The sequence below is a fragment of the Sphingomonas immobilis genome, assembly GCF_030580995.1.
Taxonomy (GTDB): Bacteria; Pseudomonadota; Alphaproteobacteria; order Sphingomonadales; family Sphingomonadaceae; genus Sphingomonas; species Sphingomonas immobilis.
Genome location: NZ_JAUQSZ010000012.1, coordinates 58,094 through 77,473, shown reverse-complemented (window position 1 = coordinate 77,473; position 19,380 = coordinate 58,094). Strand labels below are relative to the sequence as shown.

Here is a 19,380-nt window from a genome sequence, read left to right as displayed (position 1 = left end):
GCACGGTATCAGCGCGGCGATGGCCGCCTATTGGACCTTGGGCCTAGTCTGAGAACGGCCTCAGATTTCTGGATCAGGATGCGAGCGGCGGGCGGAAGGTCACGCCGTATTGCTGGAAGATCGCGCCGACCGTCTTGTCGGCCACCAGTTCGGGAATCAGCGTGTCGAGCCGGTCGCCGAGATCGCGGCTGTCGTCCTTCACGGCCAGGCCGATGTCCCAGCCGGGACTGGTGAGCGCGGGCAGGGGGCCTTTGCGTGCGATCAGCGTGTCGCCGCCCTTCGCCAGCGCGTGTTCGACCTGCGCGCGCGTCGCCATCGCGACGTCGCTCTTGCCGTCGCGCACCGCGTCGAGCGCGGCCATGCCGCTCGTCATGTGCGTCACGTCGCTACGCAGCGCGCCGCCGAACGATCCGCTCATGTAGAAATCGGGGATGCTGTCGAGCTCGACGGCGATGCGGCGGCCCTTGAACTGGACGGGCGGTGCCTCGCAATCGCCCGCGTCGCGCCCGCAGCCGAGCGCGAAACCCTCGCGGTAATAAGGCGCGACGATCACGGCGCGATCGTTGCGCAGCGCGAAGGTGCGGTCATACGGCACGTGCATCATGATGTCGGACAGGGTGCCGCCGGTGGCCGGGCCCTTCCACACGATGTTGCGCAGATCCTCGTCGACGTCCTCGCCCGCCAGGAAATCGCGGAATTCAACCCGCACGCCGAGCTTCTTCGCGATGGCCGTGCCGAGATCGACGTCGATGCCGCGCAACGTCGCGCCTTCGTACCAGGCCCAGGGTTCGAAATCGCGGTAGACCGCGACGCGCAGCACGCCCGCCGCATGGATCTTCTCGAGCGACATCGCGCGCGCCGGCAAGGCGGGAAGGGCGGCTGCTGCCCCCAGTCCCGCCAGCACCGCGCGCCGGGTGAATCCCCCCGTCATGCACCTATTCCTGATGCTTGGTGTCGAGCCACGAGCGGATCGCCCAGCCCGCCTTCTGGCCCAGCACGTCGCCAAGCGGGGGCATATAGACCTTGCCGTCGCGCGCGGAGCCGTGATGGTAGCGATCTGCGAACCACTCGTCGCCGGCCTCGCCCGCATCGAGATAGCGCAGATCGGGCGCGATCCCGCCGGAAATCGCCTCCAGCCCGTGGCAGCGCGCGCAATTCTGGCCGTATGCCGATTCGCCGATCTTGATGGCCGCCGCGTTGCCCCGGTACGGGTTCTTGGTCAGCCACGTGTCGTTGTTGGGCGTGATGTCCGGCAGGGCGCTGGTGTCGACCGGCTGCGGCAGCACGTTGCCGTGTGCGAACACGCGCGTTCCGATGGTCGCGGTGAACAGTCCGGTCGCGGCAAACAGGGTCAGGGCCGAAAGGCTGGGCTTTTTCATACGCATACTCTCCACGGTCATTCGCATCCGATTGATCGCAGTGTGTAGGCGGCGGTGCCGGTGCGGCCCTATTGTACTTAGGTGCAGCATGCCTGCAGCAGGGTATGAGATAGAAGCTGCCTATGCGCGCATTTCTATCCTCGATCCTCGTCCTCGCCGCGGTCTTCGCGCCGGGGATTGCCCAGGCCGAAACGGTCTATGTCTCGAACGAGAAGGGCAACAGCATCACCGTCATCGACGCAGCGACGCTGCAGGTGTCGGCGACATGGCCGATCGGCAAGCGTCCGCGCGGCATCATACTCTCGCGCGACGGCAAATATCTCTACGTCTGCGCGAGCGACGACAACGCGGTGCAGGTGATCGACCGGGCGACGGGCAAGGTGATCGCCGATCTCCCGTCGGGCGAAGATCCCGAGCAGTTCGCACTCTCGCCCGACGGCAGGATGCTGTTCGCCGCCAACGAGCGCGACGCCGCCGTCACCGCAATCGACATCGCGAAGCACGTCGTCGCCTGGCAGGTCGATGTCGGGGTGGAGCCCGAAGGCATGGCGGTGAGCCCGGACGGCAGGATCGTCGTCTCCACGTCCGAAACCGACGATTCGGTCCACTGGATCGATACCGCCACGCACAAGGACATCGCCCAGACCGCCGTCGGCGCGCGACCGCGCCACGCGGAGTTCACCGCCGACGGCAAGGCGCTGTGGGTCAGTTCGGAGATCGGCGGCGGCGTGCAGATCATCGACACCGCGACCCGCGCCGTCACCGCGACCATCGCCTTCGAACCGCCCGGCGTGTTCAAGGACAAGGTGATGCCGGTCGGCATTCGCTTCACGCCCGATCGCAAGACCGCGGTGATCGCGCTGGGCCGCGCCGATGCGCTCGCCATCGTCGATGTCGCGAGCGCCAAGGTGCTTTCCTACGTGCCGGTCGGCCGCCGCGTGTGGCAGGTCGGTATCGCCGCGGCGGGCGGGCATGTCTTTTCGGCCAATGGACTTTCGGACAATGTCTCGGTGGTCGATCTCGCCACGCAGAAGGTGATCGCGACCATCCCCGCAGGCAAGGCGCCGTGGGGCGTGGCGATCGCACCCTGAGAAAGCTCTCAGCCAACACCACCAAAGTCCAATTCCCCGAAGCCCCCCGCCGCTCCAGCCTCCCCACCCTAAGGCATCGCGAGAGGCGAGCCGCGAACAGGGAGGATTTCATGCGGGGCATCACGAAACTGCTGACGGCGAGTTGCGCCGTCGCGCTGCTGGCGGCGGCCACGCCGGCCTTTGCACAGGACGACGCGACCAGCGCGCTGCTGCTGCGCCTGAAGGAGAAGGGCATCCTGACCGAGGCCGAATATAACGACCTGATCGCCCGCAAGGCGCCGCCGGCGCCGGTCGCCGTCACGACCAACGCCAGCGCCGATCCGCAGGCGACCGCCGCCGCGCAGCTCGACGAGAAGCGCATGGTGCGGATGACCGAAAGCGGCGTCGGCATGGAATTCGCCGGCGTGACGCTGAAATTCTCGGGCCAGGTCAACGGCTTCTACGTCCATGATTCGCCGGACAAGCGCACCGTCGGCACCACCGTCGTCGGCGGCCTCGCCAACGTCGGTACGCAGAACAGCTCGGCGATCCGCAACGGCCTGCTGCCCGGCAATTTCGGCGTCGACGTGTCGACCAACCAGGGCGGTTGGGACGTGGCGGCGCATTTCGGTTTCTATCCGGGCATCAACAGCAATTCCTATGCGGGCAACGGCGCGAACGCGCCGGGCGCGCCTTATGCGCTGGCGACCTCCGGGATCGACGCGCGCCAGACGTATCTGACGATCGGCAAGCCGCAGCTCGGCACGCTCAAGCTCGGCCGCGACATCGGCCTGTTCGGGTCGGACGCGATCCTCAACGACATCACGCTGCTGGCGGTGGGGTCTTCGGGCAACAATGCGGGGCCGTCGAACACGTCGCTCGGCCGGATCGGCACGGGCTATCTCTACACCGATTTCCAGCCGCAGATCACCTATACCTCGCCCAAGTTCGCGGGCTTCCAGGCCTCGGTCGGCGTGTTCCAGCCGCTTTCGACGCTGACCGGCGGGGCCGAGGTGAACGGCACCCCCGGCTTCCAGGGCAAGATCACCTACGACTTCAAGGCCGACCAGTTCTCGGGCCATCTCTGGGCCTCGGGCATCTCGCAGCGGCATGACGGCTTCGCTGGTACGCCGAGCTACACCGGCAGCGGTTTCGATGTCGGCGCGAAGCTGAGCTACGGCCCGATCAGCGCGGTCGGCTATTATTATCGCGGCTCGGGCCTCGGCACGACGGCGCTGTTCGTGTTCTCGACCGATGCGCTGGGCCGCAAGCGCGACAGCGACGGCTTCTATGCGCAGGCGACGGCCACCTTCGGCAAGTTCACGCTCGGCGGCAGCTACGGCCAGAGCAAGCTCTACCTCGCGCCCGGCGAGATCAACCCGACGCTGCTGAGCAAGAACAGCAGCTGGGTGGCGCAGGCGCGCTACGGCCTGACGAGCTGGGTGACGCTGATCGGCGAATATACCCACACCGATTCCGACGCGCAGGGCACGAATACTGCGCGATCGAATGCGTTGGCCGCCGGTGCCATCCTCTTCTTCTGAGGCCAGCCCCGGAAAAACGTATAAGGGCGGTCCCTTTCCGGGCCGCCCTTCTGCGCTCCTATTTGTGAAGGCCATCATTGCGTGAAGCGTACTTACGTCCTCCTGCCGCTCGCCATTCTTGCGATGCCGCTGCCCGCGCTGGCGCAGCAGCAGCCCGACACGCCCGATATCGTGGTGCTGGGTGATCCCCTGCCGCTGCCGCCCGGCGTGCCCGCCTACGGCGCGGTGACGATCGAGCGCGAGCGGCTGACGGGGGACGCCTCCGGCCGCGTCGAGAACGTGCTGTCCGACGTCGCGGGTTTCCAGCAGTTCCGCCGCTCCGACAGCCGCTCCTCCAATCCAAGCGCGCAGGGCGTGACGTTGCGCGCGCTCGGCGGCAATGCGTCGAGCCGCGCGTTGATGATCCTCGACGGCGTGCCGCTTGCCGATCCGTTCTTCGGCTATATCCCCTTCAACGCACTGGCACCCGACCGGCTGTCGAGCATTCGCGTCACGCGCGGCGGCGGATCCGGTGCGTTCGGGGCAGGGGCGGTCGCGGGCACGATCGAGCTCGCCAGCGCGACCCGGCGCGACCTGCCGCTTGCGAGCGGCGAGGCGTTCTACGGCAGCAACAATGCGGTGCAGGCGGCGGCCAGCGTCTCGCCCGACGTGGGGGGCGGGTTCGTCAGCGTTTCGGGCCGGTTCGAGCGCGGCGACGGCTTCTACACCACGCCTGCCAGCCAGTTCACGGCAGCGACGGTGCGCGCGCGCTACCGCGACTGGTCGGTGGGGATGCGCGCGGTCGTGCCGGTCGATGCGCAGACCGAGATCCAGGCGCGCGGGCTGCTGTACCGCGACAACCGCACACTCCGCTTCGCCGGCGCGAACAGCAGCACCGAGGCGGAGGACGCCAGCATCCGCCTGATCCATCGCGGCGACTGGGCGATCGACGCGCTCGCCTATGTGCAGGCGCGCAACTTCACCAATCGCGTCATCAGCGCGACCAGTTTCAAGCTGACGCTCGACCAGCGCAACACGCCCGCGACCGGCGTCGGCGGCAAGATCGAGCTGCGCCCGCCGGTCGGGCCGGATCACGTCCTGCGGCTCGGCGTGGACGCGCGCTTCGGCGATGGTACGCTGTACGAGGACGCCTATGCAGCGAGCGGTGCCGTCACGACGCGGCGCACGGCGGGCGGCAACACCAGCACCGCCGGGCTGTTCGTGGAGGATGACTGGACGATCGGCCGGCTCGTGCTGACGGCGGGCGTGCGCGGCGACAAGTGGACGATCACCGACGGCTTCTTCAAGGAGGCGACCGCCGCCGGGGCGGTGACGACCAACACGCGCTTCGCCGATCGTGACGGGTTCGAGGCGACGGGCCGCGCCGGGGCCCTGTTCCACGCCAGCGACGCCATTGCGCTGCGGGTCGCCGGCTACACCGGCTTCCGGTTGCCTACGCTCAACGAGCTGTACCGGCCGTTCGTCGTGTTCCCCATCACGACGCAGGCCAATGCCGCGCTCGGGCTGGAGCGGCTGCGCGGGGTCGAGGGCGGGTTCGACCTGACGCCGCTTCCGGGCGTGAAGCTCGGCGTCACCGGCTTCTACAACCGCCTCGAAGGCGCGATCGCCAACGTCACCATCGCCACCAACATCCGCCAGCGCCGCAACGTCGATGCGATCGTCGCCAAGGGCGTCGAGGTGACGCTTCACGCCACGCACGGACAATTCTCGCTCGATGGCTCCTATGCCTTCAGCGACAGCCGGGTCAGTGCGTCGGGCACGTCGGCGCAGCTCGACGGCTTCATCCCTGCGCAGAGCCCGCGTCATACCGGCAGCGCGACCTTCGCCTGGGAAAACCGGCAAGGCTTCGGCGCGTCGGCGACGGTGCGTTACGTCGGCAAGCAATATGAGGACGATCTGCAGACCGACGTGCTGCCCGCCGCGACGACGCTCGACAGCGTGATCAAGGTGCCGGTCGGCCGCCACGTCACGGTGATCGGCCGCGCGGAAAACCTGTTCGACGAAACGGTGATCACGCGCAACGCCGCCGGATCGATCGACCTTGGAACCCCGCGCACATTGTGGATCGGTGTGCGCCTGAAATGATGGAGACCCTACGTGGCTGAAGACCTGTACCCGGTGCCGGAAAGCTGGGCGGCCGATGCGCGCGTGACGGCGGAGGGCTATGCCACCGACTATGCGCGCTCGCTCGACGATGCCACGCGCTTCTGGCTCGAACGGGCCGACAGCCTGGAGTGGGTCTCGAAACCCACGGTCGCCGACGAGAGCAGCTTCGAAGAGGCGACGTTCGGCGTAAAGTGGTTCGCGGACGGCGTGCTCAACGTGTCGGCCAATTGCATCGACCGGCATCTCGCGACGCGCCGCGACCAGATTGCGATCATCTGGGAGCCCGACAGCCCGGCTGCCGATCCGCGTTTCATCACCTTCACTGAACTCCACGCGGAGGTCTGCCGCTTCGCCAACGTGCTGAAGGCCCAGGGCGTCCGCAAAGACGACCGCGTCACGCTGTACCTGCCGATGATCCCGGAAGCCGCCTTCGCGATGCTCGCCTGCGCGCGGATCGGTGCCGTCCATTCGATCGTGTTCGGCGGCTTTTCCCCGGAAGCCTTGGCGGGCCGCATCACCGATTGCGACAGCCGGATCGTCGTGACGGTCGACGAAGGGCGGCGGGGCGGCAAGACCGTCCCGCTCAAGGCCAATGTGGATGCGGCGGCCAAACTCGTGACATGCCTCGATACCGTGATCGTCGTGCGCGCAACCGGCGGGGGCGTGGAGATGCAGCCGGGCCGCGACATCTGGTACGACGAGGCGGCTGCGAGTGTCGCGGCGGAATGCGCGCCCGAGCCGATGAACGCGGAAGACCCGCTGTTCCTGCTCTACACCTCGGGCTCGACCGGCAAGCCCAAGGGCGTGCTCCACACCACCGGCGGATATCTGTTGTGGGCGAGCTACACCCATGCCTGCGTGTTCGATTGCCGCGACGGCGACACCTATTGGTGCGCGGCGGACGTGGGCTGGGTGACGGGGCACAGCTATATCGTCTACGGCCCGCTCGCGAACGGCGTGACGACGCTGATGTACGAAGGCGTGCCCAACTGGCCGAGCCCGGCGCGCATGTGGCAGGTCGTGGACCGTCACAAGGTGACTCAGCTCTACACCGCGCCGACCGCCCTGCGCGCGCTGATGAAGGAGGGCGACGACTTCGTCACCGGGACCAGCCGCGCCTCGCTGCGGCTGCTCGGCTCGGTCGGCGAGCCGATCAACCCCGAGGCGTGGCGCTGGTATCACGACGTGGTCGGCGAAGGTCGCTGCCCGATCGTCGATACCTGGTGGCAGACCGAGACCGGCGGGCACATGATCACGCCGCTACCGGGCGCCACGGCGCTGAAGCCGGGCTCGGCCGCTTCTCCGTTCTTCGGGGTCGAGCCCCTGCTGGTCGATGCCGAGGGCAAGGTGCTGGAGGGGGCGACCGAGGGCAATCTCGTCATCGCGCGGAGTTGGCCCGGGCAGATGCGCACCGTCTGGGGCGATCACGAACGCTTCTTCCAGACCTATTTCTCGACGTATCCCGGCTTCTATTTCACTGGCGACGGCGCACGGCGTGATGCCGACGGCTATTGGTGGATCACGGGCCGGGTGGACGACGTGATCAACGTGTCCGGCCACCGCATGGGCACCGCCGAGGTCGAAAGTGCGCTGGTGCTGCACCGGACCGTCGCCGAGGCTGCGGTCGTCGGCTTCCCGCACGAGATCAAGGGGCAGGGCATCTACGCCTATGTGACGCTCAACGCCGGCGACCCGCCGAGCGATGCGCTGCGCAAGGAGCTGGTGACTTGGGTGCGCGGCGAGATCGGCCCGATCGCGACGCCCGATGCGATCCAGTTCACGCCGGGCCTGCCCAAGACGCGCAGCGGCAAGATCATGCGCCGCATCCTCCGCAAGATCGCGGAGGGCGACGTGTCGAGCCTCGGGGATACCTCGACGCTCGCCGATCCTTCGGTGGTGGACGATCTGGTGGCGAACCGGGTCGGTTAGCGCGTGTCGATGCGGGGGAGCAGTTCGGCCTCCAGCGCCGGATAGAGGTGCGAGACGCTGCGCTGCAGTTCGTAGCGCGCCGCCTGCATCGCCCCGAAGCGCGGCGGGATCGGCGTGTTGCCCGCCGCGACATTGTCCTCCCCCGCCGCGACCGCCGCGCGCAGCGTCGTCTCGACCCAGTCGAGCCAGTCGCGGGTCTGGTCGATCGCGGCGTTCGGCGTGGGATCGATCGGGCCGTGCCCCGGCACCACGCGCGTGTGGCCGAGCGCCTTCAGCGTCGTTAGCGCCGCGCGCCATTTTGCGAGATCGGCATGCGGCGTCGACGGCGCGCGATCGTGAAAGACGAGGTCGCCCGCGATCAGCGTGCCGGTCGCCTCGTCGAGGATGGCGAGGTCGGCGGGGCTGTGCCCGGTCAGCGGCAGCAGGCGCAGCCGCCGCGTGCCGAACGTCTCGCTGTCGGCGCTCAGGATCGTGCCGGGGGCGGTGAACTCCGTGCCGCGCATCCAGTCTCCGAGCAGGCGGTACATGCCGTCCGAGAAGCCCGGACCCTCGCTCTTGAGCAGGGTTGCGAGCTGCGGGGTCGCCGCCAACACGGCGGGCGCGAATGCCGCCGCGCCGTAGACGTGGTCGGGGTGGAGATGCGTCAGGTAGACACGCACCACCGGCTTGCCGGTCAGCGTCTCGGCGGCGGCTTTCAGTGCCTTGCCGTAGCGCAGCGAGGGGCCGCAATCGATCAGCACGGTGCCGGCATCGGTCGCGAGGATCGTGATGTTGGCGATCGCGCCGCCATTGGCCATCGCGATCGGCGCGTCGGCCCCGCGCACGACCCAGAGCCCCGCCGCCACCGGCTCCGGCATGATGCGATAGGCGAGCGGCTGCGCGAACGCGGGGGCGGCGGCCGCACCCGCCAGCCCGGCGAGGACCGCGCGGCGGCCTATCATCTAGCGCGCCGCGACGGCGGCGTCGGCGGGTGCCGCGCGCACGGCGATACTGCCGTCATAGCGTATCCCGTTGGTGTCGCTGCCACGCAGGACGATATCCTCGCCCACCGCCGCATCGGTGATGACCGTGATCGATGGATCCTCGGCGACGGACGCCTCGATCCGCATCGTGCCATAATGTTTGCCGCCCGCGCCGGTCAGCGCGACGTCCTGGAGATTGTAGGTCGGGATGTTGGCGACGAAGCCGGTATCCATCGGGTGCCGGAAGGCGAGGCGGACGTGCGTGCCGTCACCGCCGCGCAACGCGACGCCGCGTACCTCGCCGAGATGTTCGGCCCAGTCGCCCTTCACCCGGCTGGCGGGTGGTGCCGAGCAGCCGCCGCCGGCCGCGTCGATCCAGCCGCCACTCACCAGCCAGCTCCCGTCCTCGAGCTGCACTGCGGCGCGCACCGGCGTGCGCTGGTCGAGCTTGATGCGCGTGGCGAGGAACGGCTGCGCGCCTTCCGGCGTGAAATCGACGGCGAGCGGAATCGGATTGAGATCGGCGAACAGGATGATGCGCCTCACGCCCTTGATGCCGCGCGCATCGACGCTCACCGGGAAGCTGTGCTGATCCTCGGCGATGCCGGGAAAGACGACTTTCACGCGATCGTCGAAGCGGACGGTATCATCGCCGAACAGCGTGCCGCCGAGGCGCTGCCACATCGGCGACGCGAGCGGATCGGCCGGCAGCTTCGCCTGCGCGGCGACGGGGGCGAGCAGCAGCATGCCCGCGAGCAAAAGGCGCCTCATCATCTTCTCCCAAAGCACACCATACCGCGCCTGCGCGGTCTGCTACCATGCGACCTTCGGCCAAGGAGCGACGCCAATGTGGAAGGGCCTGTTGGCCGCGATGCTGATGGCGGGGGCGACCGCTTCCGCCGCGCAGTCGCCAGTCGAGGGGCCGCTGTTCGATCCGGTCGGCGGCTACCGGATCACGCAGTATCGCGGTGTCGTCGGCGATGCGCCGGCGGACGTGATGCGCATCGACACCGCTGAAGCGCGGCGTCTTTGGCGAAGGGGCGCGATCCTGATCGACGTGAACCCGGCTCCCGGCGCGGTGCGCGATCCGCAGACCGGCGTCTGGACGCTGGCGGAGCCGCACCAGACCATTCCCGGCGCGCACTGGTTCGCGGAAAGCGGGCGCGGCGTGCTTCCGGCGGATATCGAGACGTGGTTTTTGAGCGGAGTCCGGCGTCTCGCCGAGGCGCACCCGCACCGTCCCGTCATCATATTCTGTCAGGCGGATTGCTGGATGAGCTGGAACGCGGCGCTGCGGCTGCGCCGGGCACGGGTTCGGAACATCCGCTGGTTCGCCGACGGGCTGGACGGCTGGAGGGATGTGGCCTTGCCGACCGTTTCAGCGCGACCCGAGTGAGCCGGTATCGGCGTTCGCGCCATGTCAGGCGGACGGGGCCACGCCGCGTTCGTTGCGCGCCTGATGGATGACGCTGCCGGGCGGGATGCTTTCGGTGAGCCAGACATTGCCGCCGATCGTCGATCCCCGGCCGATGGTGATGCGCCCGAGCAGCGTTGCGCCGGCATAGATCACGACATCGTCCTCGACGATCGGATGGCGCAATATGCCCTTTTCGAGCGAGCCGTCGATGGCGCTCGGGAAGGTTCGCGCGCCGAGCGTGACCGCCTGATAGATGCGCACGCGCTCACCGATGATCGTCGTCTCGCCGATCACAACGCCGGTGCCGTGATCGATGAAGAAACGCGCGCCGATCTGTGCGCCGGGATGGATATCGATGCTGGTGCGCGAATTGGCGATCTCGGCGATGATCCGCGCCACCAGCGGCGCACCCAGCACGTGCAGCCGGTGCGCGAGCCGGTGATGGATGATCGCGAGCATACCGGGATAGCAGAGCAGGATCTCGTCGACGCTGCGCGCGGCCGGATCGCCCGCATAGGCGGCCTCGACATCGCTATCGAGGAGGATGCGCAGATCGGGCAAGGCGGCGGCGAAGCCTCCGATGATCCGCGCCGCCGCGCCGTCGTCCTGGTCGCCGTACGCCAGTTCGAGGCGGATCTGGCCGTAGAGCTTGCGCAGGGTGATATCGAGCGTCTCGGCGACGAAGGCGTCCTCGTTTTCCAGCCGCACGAAATTCGGGCCGAGCCGCAGCGGAAAGAGCGCGGCGCACAGCGCGGCGGTGATCTTCTCGAGCTCTATACGCGACGGGAAGCCGACCGGACCGAATTCGGCGTGCCGTTGCTGGCCCGATCGCCAGGCGGACCGCGCGCTGCGCAGGCCCGCGGTGATCGCATCGATATCCCAATAATCCCCGTTGGACGGGACCGGCTCGGGTCGTTCTGTCGCCATTCCTGTAACCCCTCGACACCCACCATAGCGGCAAGAACGCGACATGCCGCAAAGTCGCCCTAGGGCGCTCGCAAGCAATTCTATCAATTCCTATTCGTCAGATAGGATATGACCTGCTCATGGGGGCTTTGCATTTCGATCCGCTCTATTCGCTCGCCGGTGTCGCGGTCGGGATTCTGGTCGGGCTGACGGGGGTCGGCGGCGGCTCGCTGATGACGCCGCTGCTGGTGCTCGCCTTCGGTTTCCATCCGGCGACTGCGGTCGGCACCGATCTGCTCTATGCGTCCGCGACCAAGGCGGTGGGGACGGCGGTGCATGGCTTCAGCGGCACGGTCGACTGGAAGGTCGTGCGGCGGATGGCGGCGGGCAGCGTGCCCGCGACATTATTGACACTCGGCGCGCTCGGCTATGCCGGCACCCACCTTGAAGGGACAGGCAGCGTCATCACCGTGACGCTCGGGCTGGCGCTGATCGCGACTGCCATCGCGATGATCTTCCGCACGCGCATCGTCGCCTTCTACGCCGGTGCGATCGATGCGATGACCGACCGGCAGGTGCGCAACCTCACCGTCGCGCTCGGCGCGGTGCTCGGCGTGCTGGTGTCGCTGTCCTCGGTCGGCGCGGGTGCGCTCGGCATGACGGCGCTGCTGATCCTCTATCCGCGGCTGCCGACCAATCGGCTGGTCGGATCGGACATCGCCCATGCCGTGCCGCTGACCCTGCTCGCCGGGATCGGCCATTGGGCGATGGGATCGGTCGATGTCGGGCTGCTGCTGTCGCTGCTGGCGGGATCGATCCCCGGCATCGTCATCGGCAGCCTCGTTTCGGCGCGGGTGCCCGATCGCCTGCTGCGCGGCGTGCTGGCGGGGACGCTCGCCATCGTCGGCGGGAAGCTCGTGTTCTGATACGGATGACGGCGCGTCCCGGAGCGGCTAAGCGGTCGCCTCCCTGTAAGCGTAGATGTGACAATGACCGATCTCGCCATTCTCTACGAACATCCGGCCTGGTTCGTGCCGCTGTTCGCTGCGCTGGACCGGCGCGGCATCGACCATGTCGCGCTGCGCCCGGACGGGCATTTCGATCCGGCCGACGTGTCGGCACCGGCGCGCGTCGTGTTCAACCGCATCGCCATGTCGAGCTTCCTGCGCGCTGACGAACACCCGATCTTCCATGCGCAGGCGCTGCTCGATCACTGGCGCCGCGCGGGCGCGCGCATCGTCAACGGGCCCGAGGTGCTGGCGATCGACGCCTCCAAGGCGCGGCAATTGTCGTTGATCGCGAGCCTCGGTCTGGCGATCCCGGAGACGCGCGTGGTCCATCGTATCGCCGATGTCGAAGCGGCCGCCGCGACGCTCGCCTTCCCGCTGGTGGTGAAGGTCAATATCGGCGGCGCGGGCGCGGGCATCGTCCGCTACGATTCGTTGGAGGAACTCCACGCGGCGGTGGCGGACCGCACCCTGCCGACGAGCGTCGACGGCGTGCTGCTGGTGCAGGATTACGTGCCCGCGCGCGGCGGCACCGTCACGCGGATCGAGACGCTCGACCGGCGCTATCTCTACGCGCTCGACATCGCCGGCGCGGGGACGTTCGATCTGTGTCCCGCCGATGCCTGCCAGGTGCCGGGCGCGCCGATCGCGATGGTGTCGGCCGATCCCGCGCCAGACCTGAGGCAGGCGGCGGAGGCGATCGCGCGCGCGGTCGATTTCGATGTCGGCGGCATCGAGGTGATGATCGACGACCGCGACGGCACGCCCCGCTTCTACGACATCAACGCGCTGTCGAATTTCGTCGCGAAGCCGCTCGATGTACTGGGCTGGGATCCGCACGAAAAGCTGGTCGATTATCTCGTCGGCCTGGCGGAGCGCGGCTGATGCGCTACGGATTCTGGATGCCGGTATTCGGCGGCTGGCTGCGCAACGTGCCCGACGAGGCGATGGACGCGAGCTGGGACTATGCGAAGCGGCTGACGCTGCGCGCCGAGCAACTCGGATATGACCTGACGCTGATCGCCGAATTGAACCTCAACGATATCAAGGGCGTGGAGCAGCCCGCGCTCGACGCCTGGTCGACCGCCGCCGCGCTCGCCGCCGTCACCGAGAAACTCGAACTGATGGTGGCGGTGCGGCCCAATTTCCACCACCCGGCGCTGTTCGCCAAGGCGGCGGCGAACATCGATCGCATCTCCGGCGGGCGGCTGGCGCTCAACGTCGTCTCCTCCTGGTGGGCGGACGAGGCGAAGCAATACGGCCTGCAATTCGACCAGCATGACGACCGCTACGCCCGTACCGCGGAATGGCTGACCGTCGTCGACGGCCTGTGGACCGAGGAGCGCTTCAGCTTCGCCGGGCAATTCTACCAGACCGAGGATGCGATCTGCGCGCCCAAGCCCGCCAAGCGCCCGACGGTCTATGCCGGCGGCGAGAGCGAGAAGGCCAAGGCGATGATCGCGCGCCAGTGCGACGCCTATGTCATGCACGGCGATCCGGTCGATGCCATCGCGCCCAAGATCGCCGACATGGCGGCGCGGCGCGCGGCGGCGGGCGGCACCCCCATGCGATACGGCATGGCCGCCTATGCCATCGTGCGCGACAGCGAGGCCGAGGCGAAGCGCGAGCTGGAACGCATCACGACGGTGAGCGAACTCCCCGCCGGCTACGCCAATTTCGACCAGTGGCTGTCGGGCACGCAATTGGAGCGCGAGCTCAAGATTCAGGAATATTCGGTCTCCAACCGCGGCCTGCGCCCCAATTTCGTCGGCACGCCGGAGCAATTGCGCGAGCGGATCGCCGAATATGAGGCAGCCGGGCTCGACCTGCTGCTGCTCCAGATGAGCCCGCAGGCGGAGGAGATGGAGCGTTTCGCGGTGCAGGTGATGGGCACGGCATGATCGCGCTCACCGACGTCCACAAGCGGTTCGCAGGATCGGCGGGGGCGGCGCTCAATGGCGTGTCGCTGGAGGTGGCGCGTGGCGAGGTGTTCGGCGTGATCGGGCCTTCTGGCGCGGGAAAGTCGACGCTCATCCGGCTGATCAACGCGCTGGAGGTGCCGAGCGCGGGAAGCGTCGTGGTGGATGGTGTCGACGTCGCCTCGCTGCGCCCGCCGGAACTGCGCGCGCTGCGGCGACGGATCGGCATGATCTTTCAGAATTTCGGCCTGCTCTCCTCGCGCACGGTCGCGGCCAACGTCGCTTTTCCGCTCCGGCTGGCGGGCGTGGCGCGGGCGGAGCGCGAGGCGAAGGTTGCGGGGCTGCTGGCGCGCGTCGGCTTGGCCGATCATGCGGCGAAATATCCCGCGCAGCTTTCCGGCGGGCAGAAGCAGCGTGTCGGCATCGCCCGCGCGCTCGCCACCGATCCCGATATCCTGCTCTGCGACGAGGCGACCAGCGCGCTCGATCCCGAGACGACGCGCAGCGTGCTCGATCTGTTGCGCACGCTCAATCGCGACCTAGGCCTCACCGTCGTGCTGATCACGCACGAGATGGAGGTGGTGCGCACGGTGTGCGACCGGGTTGCGGTGCTGGACCAGGGCCAGGTGGTCGAAACGGGCGCGGTCGCCGATATCTTCGCGGGCGCCACCCACGCGGCGACGCGGCGCATGCTGGCGGCGATCGGCGCATGAGCGGCTGGTTCGCCAATGTCGACTGGGGCGATATCGGCCGCGCCTGCGTGGATACGCTGGCGATGCTCGGCGGGTCGCTGGTGCTGACGGTGTTGCTCGGCCTGCCGCTCGGCATCCTGCTATACCTCACCGCCGAACGGCAGATTTCGGAGAACCGGATCGTCAACGTGGGTCTCGGCGTGGTGGTCAACATCCTGCGCTCGGTGCCGTTCGTCATCCTGCTGATCGTGATGATCCCGCTGACGGTGGCGACGGTCGGCACGTCGCTCGGCGTCGTCGGCGCGATCCCGCCGCTCGTCGTCGGCGCGGCACCTTTCTATGCACGGCTGGTCGAGGGCGCGCTACGCGAGGTCGACCGCACCACGATCGAGGCGGCGCAGGCGATGGGCGCGACGACGCGCCAGATCGTGACGGCCGCGCTGATCCCGGAGGCGATGCCGGGGCTGATTTCCGGCGCGACCGTCACCGCCGTCGCGCTCGTGTCGTTCACGGCGATGGCGGGCGTAGTCGGCGCGGGCGGGCTCGGCGACCTCGCGATCCGCTTCGGCTATCAGCGTTTCCAGACCGACGTGATGGTCGTGACGGTCGTGCTGCTGATCCTGCTCGTCCAGGTCATCCAGATCGCGGGCGACCGTCTCGCCCGCCAGTTTTCGCATCGCTAGACTTTCGGAGAGACCCTCATGCGCCGTCTCATTTTCCTCGCCGCCCTCGCGCTCGCCGCCTGTTCGCCCGGCAAAGGCGGAAGCGACGGCAAGACGCTGAGCGTCGCGGCGACGGCGGTGCCGCATGCCGAGATCCTCGAGGCGATCAAGCCGCAGCTCGCCAAGGAAGGCGTCGATCTCCAGATCCGCGTCTTCAACGATTACGTGCAGCCCAATCTGCAGGTCGACCAGAAGCAGATCGACGTGAATTATTTCGAGACCAAGCCCTATCTCGACGAATTCAACGCCTCGCGCGGCACGCATCTCGTCCCCTATGCCGGTATCCACGTCGAGCCGCTGGGCGGCTATTCGAAGCGGTGGAAGGCGCTCGCGGCGCTGCCGCAGGGCGCGACGGTGGCGATCCCCAACGAGGCGAGCAACGGCGGCCGCGCGTTGCTGCTGTTGCAGAAGGCCGGCCTCATCACGCTGCGCAAGCCCGAGGATTCGCTCGCGACGCTGCGCGATATCGTCGCCAACCCCAAGGGGTTGCAGTTCAAGGAGCTTGAATCCGCCACGCTGCCGCGCGTGCTCGATCAGGTCGATCTCGCGCTCATCAACACCAATTACGCGCTCGACGCGAAGCTCAATCCGGTGCGCGACGCGCTGGTGATCGAGGACAAGAATTCGCCTTACGTCAATTTCGTCGTCGGCCGACCCGGCGGCGAGACCGACCCGCGCGTCGTCAAGCTGATCGCCGCGCTGCGCAGCCCGGCGACGCGCGCCTTCATCGTCGCGCACTACAAGGGCGCGGTGCTGCCCGCTTTCTAGCGAATCGTGATCGGCAGGTCGCGATTGGCGACCGCCTGATTGCCGGCGAAATCAGCGGCGAAGATGCGGATGATGTAGTCGCCGGGCGCGAGCCCCGCCGGGTTCCAGCTGCCGGCCTCCGCCTTGCCGCCGCGCACGCGGTTGGTGACGACATAGTGGAAGCGCGTCGGCTGGTCGCTGTGGACTGCGTCGCCGCTGGCGGGCGCATAGGCGATCTTCGCGACATCCGCCCCGCGCGGCAGGCGATCGAATTCGAGCGTGATGCGCGGCCGCTCGAACCCCGGCAGCGGCGTGCCGTCGGCGCGGAGAATCCGAAAGCCGGCGCGGTAGAGGCCGAGGCGGCGGCGCGGCGCGTTACCGTCGACCTGATCCCAGGCATCGACGACGATGCTCGTCACCCCGCCGTTCGCGGGCACGATCAGTCGCCCCTTCTGCCGGTCCTTGAGCGGCTGGCCCGCCGCATCGACCACCTGCACCGCATTGATGCGCGGTGCGAAGCGATCGGTGAAGCCGGTGAAGCGCAGTGCGATCGCATTGACCTGGCTGCCCGGCTGGCCGAGTTCGAGATGGACGTGCGCCATGCGGTTGACCGTGCCGAGCACGTCCCCGACGCGGAAGCGCGTGCCGCGTTTGACGCGCACGCCCGTCAGCCTGCCGGTGGCATCGTGCGTCAACCGGAAGCGCGCCGGATCGATCGGATCACCCTTGGGCGTGCGGCCGACGCGCATGTGGATGTAGGTCATCGCATCGACGCGCATCCCCTCCGACAGGCCCTCGACGGTCCAGTTCGGGAGCGGATCGGCGACCTTTTCGTCTGCCACCGCCAGCACGGGCTGGCCGACATCGGCGCGGATATCGAGCCCGGCGTGAAGGTGGTCGCGGCTCTCGCCCTGATAATTGCCGCGCACCTCGCCGAGCGTGCCGACGACCTCATGCCAGGCATGTTGCGGCGCGACCGGCCACGGGAAATCCTTCAGCCGCGTGAGCGCGGGCGGATCGGTGCGCAGGGCGGGGCCTGGGGGCGGCGTGGACTGGCGCGGGCCGATCTTGCGCACCGCATGGTTGGACGAATCCGCGACGTACAAAGCGCCCGCGCGGTCGAGCGCCAGCCCCGCAGGCCGTGCGAGCAGCACGTCGTTCCCGGCGATCGCCGTTCCGCGTCCGGCGAGAATGCGGAGCTCGCCAGCAGGCGACATCTGCACGATGCGGTCGCGGCGGAAGGAGGAGATGTAGAGGAACCCGTCCCACGTCCGCGCCAGCGCGACCGGCGCGCGGAGCGGCCCGGCGTCGTCCTCGGGCGGTGAATAGGCCAGCGTCGAGACGCGGCCGTCCTTGTCGAGCCTGCGGATCGCATCGTTGCCGGTGTCGGCGATCAGCAGCGTGCCTTGCTTGTCGAGGGCGATGCCAGAGGGCGTGTTGAATGCTGCGACCGCGCCGTCGCCGTCGGCGAAGCCCTGAGCCCCGCCCGCGAGCGTGCGCACCTGCCCGTCGGCACCGATCACGCGGATACGGTCGTTATAGGTATCGGCGACATAGACATTGCCCTGCGCATCGACCGCGAGGCCGATCGGGCCATCGAACTGCGCCTGTGCCGCCGGGCCGTCGCGGAATCCCGCGACGCCGTTACCGGCGAAGGTCGTCAGCGCGCCGGTGGCGTCGATCCTGCGGATGCGGTTCGCGCCCGTCTCCGCCACGAAGATATTGCCCGCCGCGTCGATCGCGATCCCGGACGGCGTGTCGAAGCTGCCCGGCAGCGTGGTGACATGGCCCTCGGCGTCGACCTTGCGGATACGGTCGCTATCGCCCGCGTCCGCGACGTAGAGCATGCCGTTGGCATCGAAGGCGAGCGCGAAGGGATCGTTGAAGCGCGCCTTCATGCCAAGGCCGTCGTCGCGGCCCGCCACACCGTCGCCCGCCACCGTCTCCACCGCGACCGGCCCGCCAAAGACGGTCGGCACCGGCCTGGCCAGGCGCGACAGCCACCAGATGCCGCCCGCCGTCAGGGCGAGGGCGAGCAGGAGGGAGATCGCGATCGCCTTGCGCGACAGCCGTTTGCGGCGCGATCTGGCTGGGGGTGGGGCGGTCGCCATCGCTGCTAGTGGAGCGTCACCACCAGGGCGCGGCTGCTCTCCGCCTCCAGTTTACGGACATCGGCCTCCAGCACGCCGAACAAGGTGATCTCGCCGAACGCCGGGTCGTGCGTCTCGACGCGCACGCCCTCGATGCTGGTGACGGTGTCGAGCGGGAGCAGCAGGCGGCGCGCGGTCAGCTTGCCGCGCGTGCGCTTGAGCACCGCGACCGATCCCCCGCCCGCGACCAATGCCGCGCTGCCGTCACCGCTGACCAGCGCCGCCACCGGCTCGAACGCCGCGAGCCGGTGGCGGGCGAGTTCGCGCGCTTTCTCGGGGCTCGACAGCCGGCTCTCCTCCAGCCGCAAGCTCCGCGCGAACCACGCCAGCGCGACGATCGCGGCGCATGTCAGCGCGATCTGCGTCCAGGTGAAGCCGAGGATCATGCCCCGGATCAGGCCTTGCCGGAGAGCGTTTCCAGCAGCGGGCGGAGGCCGTTCAGGTCGTAGCCGGCGGCAGCGCCCTTTTCGACGAGCGTGTCGGGGTCGTCACCCATCTTCGCGCGCGCCAGCGCCCAGAGGTTGCACGAGCGCGTGCCCGATCGGCAATAGGCCAGCACCGGCCCGTTCGCGGCCTCCAGGGTGGCGACCATCGCGTCGATCTGCGGGTGCGAGAAACCGGCATGGGTGATCGGGATCGCGGTGTAGGTCAGGCCCGCCGACGCCACGGCGGCGGCGATCTCGTCGCCCTGCGGCGCGCTCGGTTCCTCGCCATCGGGCCGGTTGTTGACGAATGCGACAAAGCCAAGCGCCTTGGCCTCCGCCACGTCGCCCGCGGAAATCTGCGGTGCGACCGAGATGGTGTCGTCGATCTTGCGGATATCGGCCATG

The 19,380-nt window shown here is 68.5% G+C and carries 19 protein-coding genes; 11 read left to right on the top strand and 8 right to left on the bottom strand.

The window, feature by feature from the left end; genetic code table 11:
* Window positions 1-73: 73 nt before the first annotated feature.
* Together Q5H94_RS16340 and pedF are read right to left on the bottom strand one after the other, a co-directional pair.
* Window positions 74-931 (bottom strand): substrate-binding periplasmic protein, encoded by an 858-nt coding sequence (locus Q5H94_RS16340; RefSeq protein ID WP_304562364.1) that lies wholly within the window; start codon window positions 929-931, stop codon window positions 74-76.
* 4 nt (window positions 932-935) lie between these two features.
* Window positions 936-1,379: a cytochrome c-550 PedF gene (gene pedF / locus Q5H94_RS16335; RefSeq protein ID WP_304562363.1), complete on the bottom strand. Its 444-nt coding sequence runs from the start codon at window positions 1,377-1,379 to the stop codon at window positions 936-938.
* A 122-nt stretch (window positions 1,380-1,501) separates the two neighbouring features.
* Here pedF and Q5H94_RS16330 point away from each other — a divergent pair, with 122 nt between their 5' ends.
* From Q5H94_RS16330 to acs, 4 genes are all read left to right on the top strand, one after another.
* Window positions 1,502-2,470, top strand: coding sequence for a PQQ-dependent catabolism-associated beta-propeller protein (locus Q5H94_RS16330; RefSeq protein WP_304562362.1), 969 nt, complete (start codon window positions 1,502-1,504; stop codon window positions 2,468-2,470).
* A 110-nt stretch (window positions 2,471-2,580) separates the two neighbouring features.
* Window positions 2,581-3,993 (top strand): porin, encoded by a 1,413-nt coding sequence (locus Q5H94_RS16325; RefSeq protein WP_304562361.1) that lies wholly within the window; start codon window positions 2,581-2,583, stop codon window positions 3,991-3,993.
* Window positions 3,994-4,116: 123 nt separating this feature from the next.
* Window positions 4,117-6,078 (top strand): TonB-dependent receptor plug domain-containing protein, encoded by a 1,962-nt coding sequence (locus Q5H94_RS16320; RefSeq protein WP_304562461.1) that lies wholly within the window; start codon window positions 4,117-4,119, stop codon window positions 6,076-6,078.
* A 12-nt stretch (window positions 6,079-6,090) separates the two neighbouring features.
* The gene (acs, locus tag Q5H94_RS16315) at window positions 6,091-8,028 is read left to right on the top strand and encodes an acetate--CoA ligase (RefSeq protein WP_304562360.1); all 1,938 of its coding nucleotides are present in this window, start codon (window positions 6,091-6,093) and stop codon (window positions 8,026-8,028) included.
* Here the strand turns inward: acs and Q5H94_RS16310 are convergent.
* Window positions 8,025-8,969 (bottom strand): quinoprotein relay system zinc metallohydrolase 1, encoded by a 945-nt coding sequence (locus Q5H94_RS16310; RefSeq protein ID WP_304562359.1) that lies wholly within the window; start codon window positions 8,967-8,969, stop codon window positions 8,025-8,027. The genes acs and Q5H94_RS16310 overlap by 4 nt on opposite strands.
* Window positions 8,970-9,764, bottom strand: coding sequence for a quinoprotein dehydrogenase-associated SoxYZ-like carrier (locus tag Q5H94_RS16305; RefSeq protein ID WP_431312179.1), 795 nt, complete (start codon window positions 9,762-9,764; stop codon window positions 8,970-8,972).
* A gap of 73 nt (window positions 9,765-9,837) precedes the next feature.
* On the opposite strand from Q5H94_RS16305, the gene Q5H94_RS16300 reads away from it, so the two are divergent.
* Complete coding sequence (locus tag Q5H94_RS16300) at window positions 9,838-10,386, top strand: rhodanese-like domain-containing protein (protein WP_304562357.1); 549 nt, start codon at window positions 9,838-9,840, stop codon at window positions 10,384-10,386.
* 24 nt (window positions 10,387-10,410) lie between these two features.
* Here Q5H94_RS16300 and epsC read toward each other — a convergent pair whose 3' ends face one another.
* Window positions 10,411-11,334 (bottom strand): serine O-acetyltransferase EpsC, encoded by a 924-nt coding sequence (epsC, locus tag Q5H94_RS16295; protein ID WP_304562356.1) that lies wholly within the window; start codon window positions 11,332-11,334, stop codon window positions 10,411-10,413.
* Between the two features lie 119 nt (window positions 11,335-11,453).
* On the opposite strand from epsC, the gene Q5H94_RS16290 reads away from it, so the two are divergent.
* The 6 genes from Q5H94_RS16290 to Q5H94_RS16265 all read left to right on the top strand — a co-directional run bounded on the left by Q5H94_RS16290 (window position 11,454) and on the right by Q5H94_RS16265 (window position 16,421).
* A complete protein-coding gene (locus Q5H94_RS16290) occupies window positions 11,454-12,239 on the top strand; it encodes a sulfite exporter TauE/SafE family protein (RefSeq protein ID WP_304562355.1) in 786 nt (261 codons plus the stop codon).
* A 63-nt stretch (window positions 12,240-12,302) separates the two neighbouring features.
* Window positions 12,303-13,205 carry an ATP-grasp domain-containing protein gene (locus tag Q5H94_RS16285; RefSeq protein ID WP_304562354.1) on the top strand — a complete coding sequence of 301 codons (903 nt, stop codon included), beginning with the start codon at window positions 12,303-12,305 and terminating at the stop codon, window positions 13,203-13,205.
* Window positions 13,205-14,221, top strand: a complete 1,017-nt coding sequence (locus tag Q5H94_RS16280) for an LLM class flavin-dependent oxidoreductase (protein ID WP_304562353.1) — start codon at window positions 13,205-13,207, stop codon at window positions 14,219-14,221. The genes Q5H94_RS16285 and Q5H94_RS16280 overlap by 1 nt, the downstream gene beginning before the upstream one ends.
* Window positions 14,218-14,952, top strand: coding sequence for a methionine ABC transporter ATP-binding protein (locus tag Q5H94_RS16275; RefSeq protein WP_304562352.1), 735 nt, complete (start codon window positions 14,218-14,220; stop codon window positions 14,950-14,952). The genes Q5H94_RS16280 and Q5H94_RS16275 overlap by 4 nt, the downstream gene beginning before the upstream one ends.
* A complete protein-coding gene (locus Q5H94_RS16270; protein ID WP_304562351.1) occupies window positions 14,949-15,614 on the top strand; it encodes a methionine ABC transporter permease in 666 nt (221 codons plus the stop codon). The genes Q5H94_RS16275 and Q5H94_RS16270 overlap by 4 nt, the downstream gene beginning before the upstream one ends.
* Window positions 15,615-15,632: 18 nt before the next feature.
* Entirely contained in the window at window positions 15,633-16,421 is a 789-nt protein-coding gene (locus Q5H94_RS16265) for a MetQ/NlpA family ABC transporter substrate-binding protein (protein ID WP_304562350.1), read from the top strand.
* On the opposite strand, the gene Q5H94_RS16260 is transcribed toward Q5H94_RS16265, so the two are convergent.
* From Q5H94_RS16260 to Q5H94_RS16250, 3 genes are read right to left on the bottom strand one after another with little or no spacing between them, the layout of a single operon-like run.
* Window positions 16,418-18,511 carry a hypothetical protein gene (locus tag Q5H94_RS16260; protein ID WP_304562349.1) on the bottom strand — a complete coding sequence of 698 codons (2,094 nt, stop codon included), beginning with the start codon at window positions 18,509-18,511 and terminating at the stop codon, window positions 16,418-16,420. The two genes, Q5H94_RS16265 and Q5H94_RS16260, sit on opposite strands and share 4 nt — an antisense overlap.
* A gap of 5 nt (window positions 18,512-18,516) precedes the next feature.
* Window positions 18,517-18,936 (bottom strand): hypothetical protein, encoded by a 420-nt coding sequence (locus Q5H94_RS16255; protein WP_304562348.1) that lies wholly within the window; start codon window positions 18,934-18,936, stop codon window positions 18,517-18,519.
* Window positions 18,937-18,944: 8 nt separating this feature from the next.
* Entirely contained in the window at window positions 18,945-19,379 is a 435-nt protein-coding gene (locus Q5H94_RS16250) for a protein tyrosine phosphatase family protein (protein WP_304562347.1), read from the bottom strand.
* Window position 19,380 lies beyond the last annotated feature (1 nt).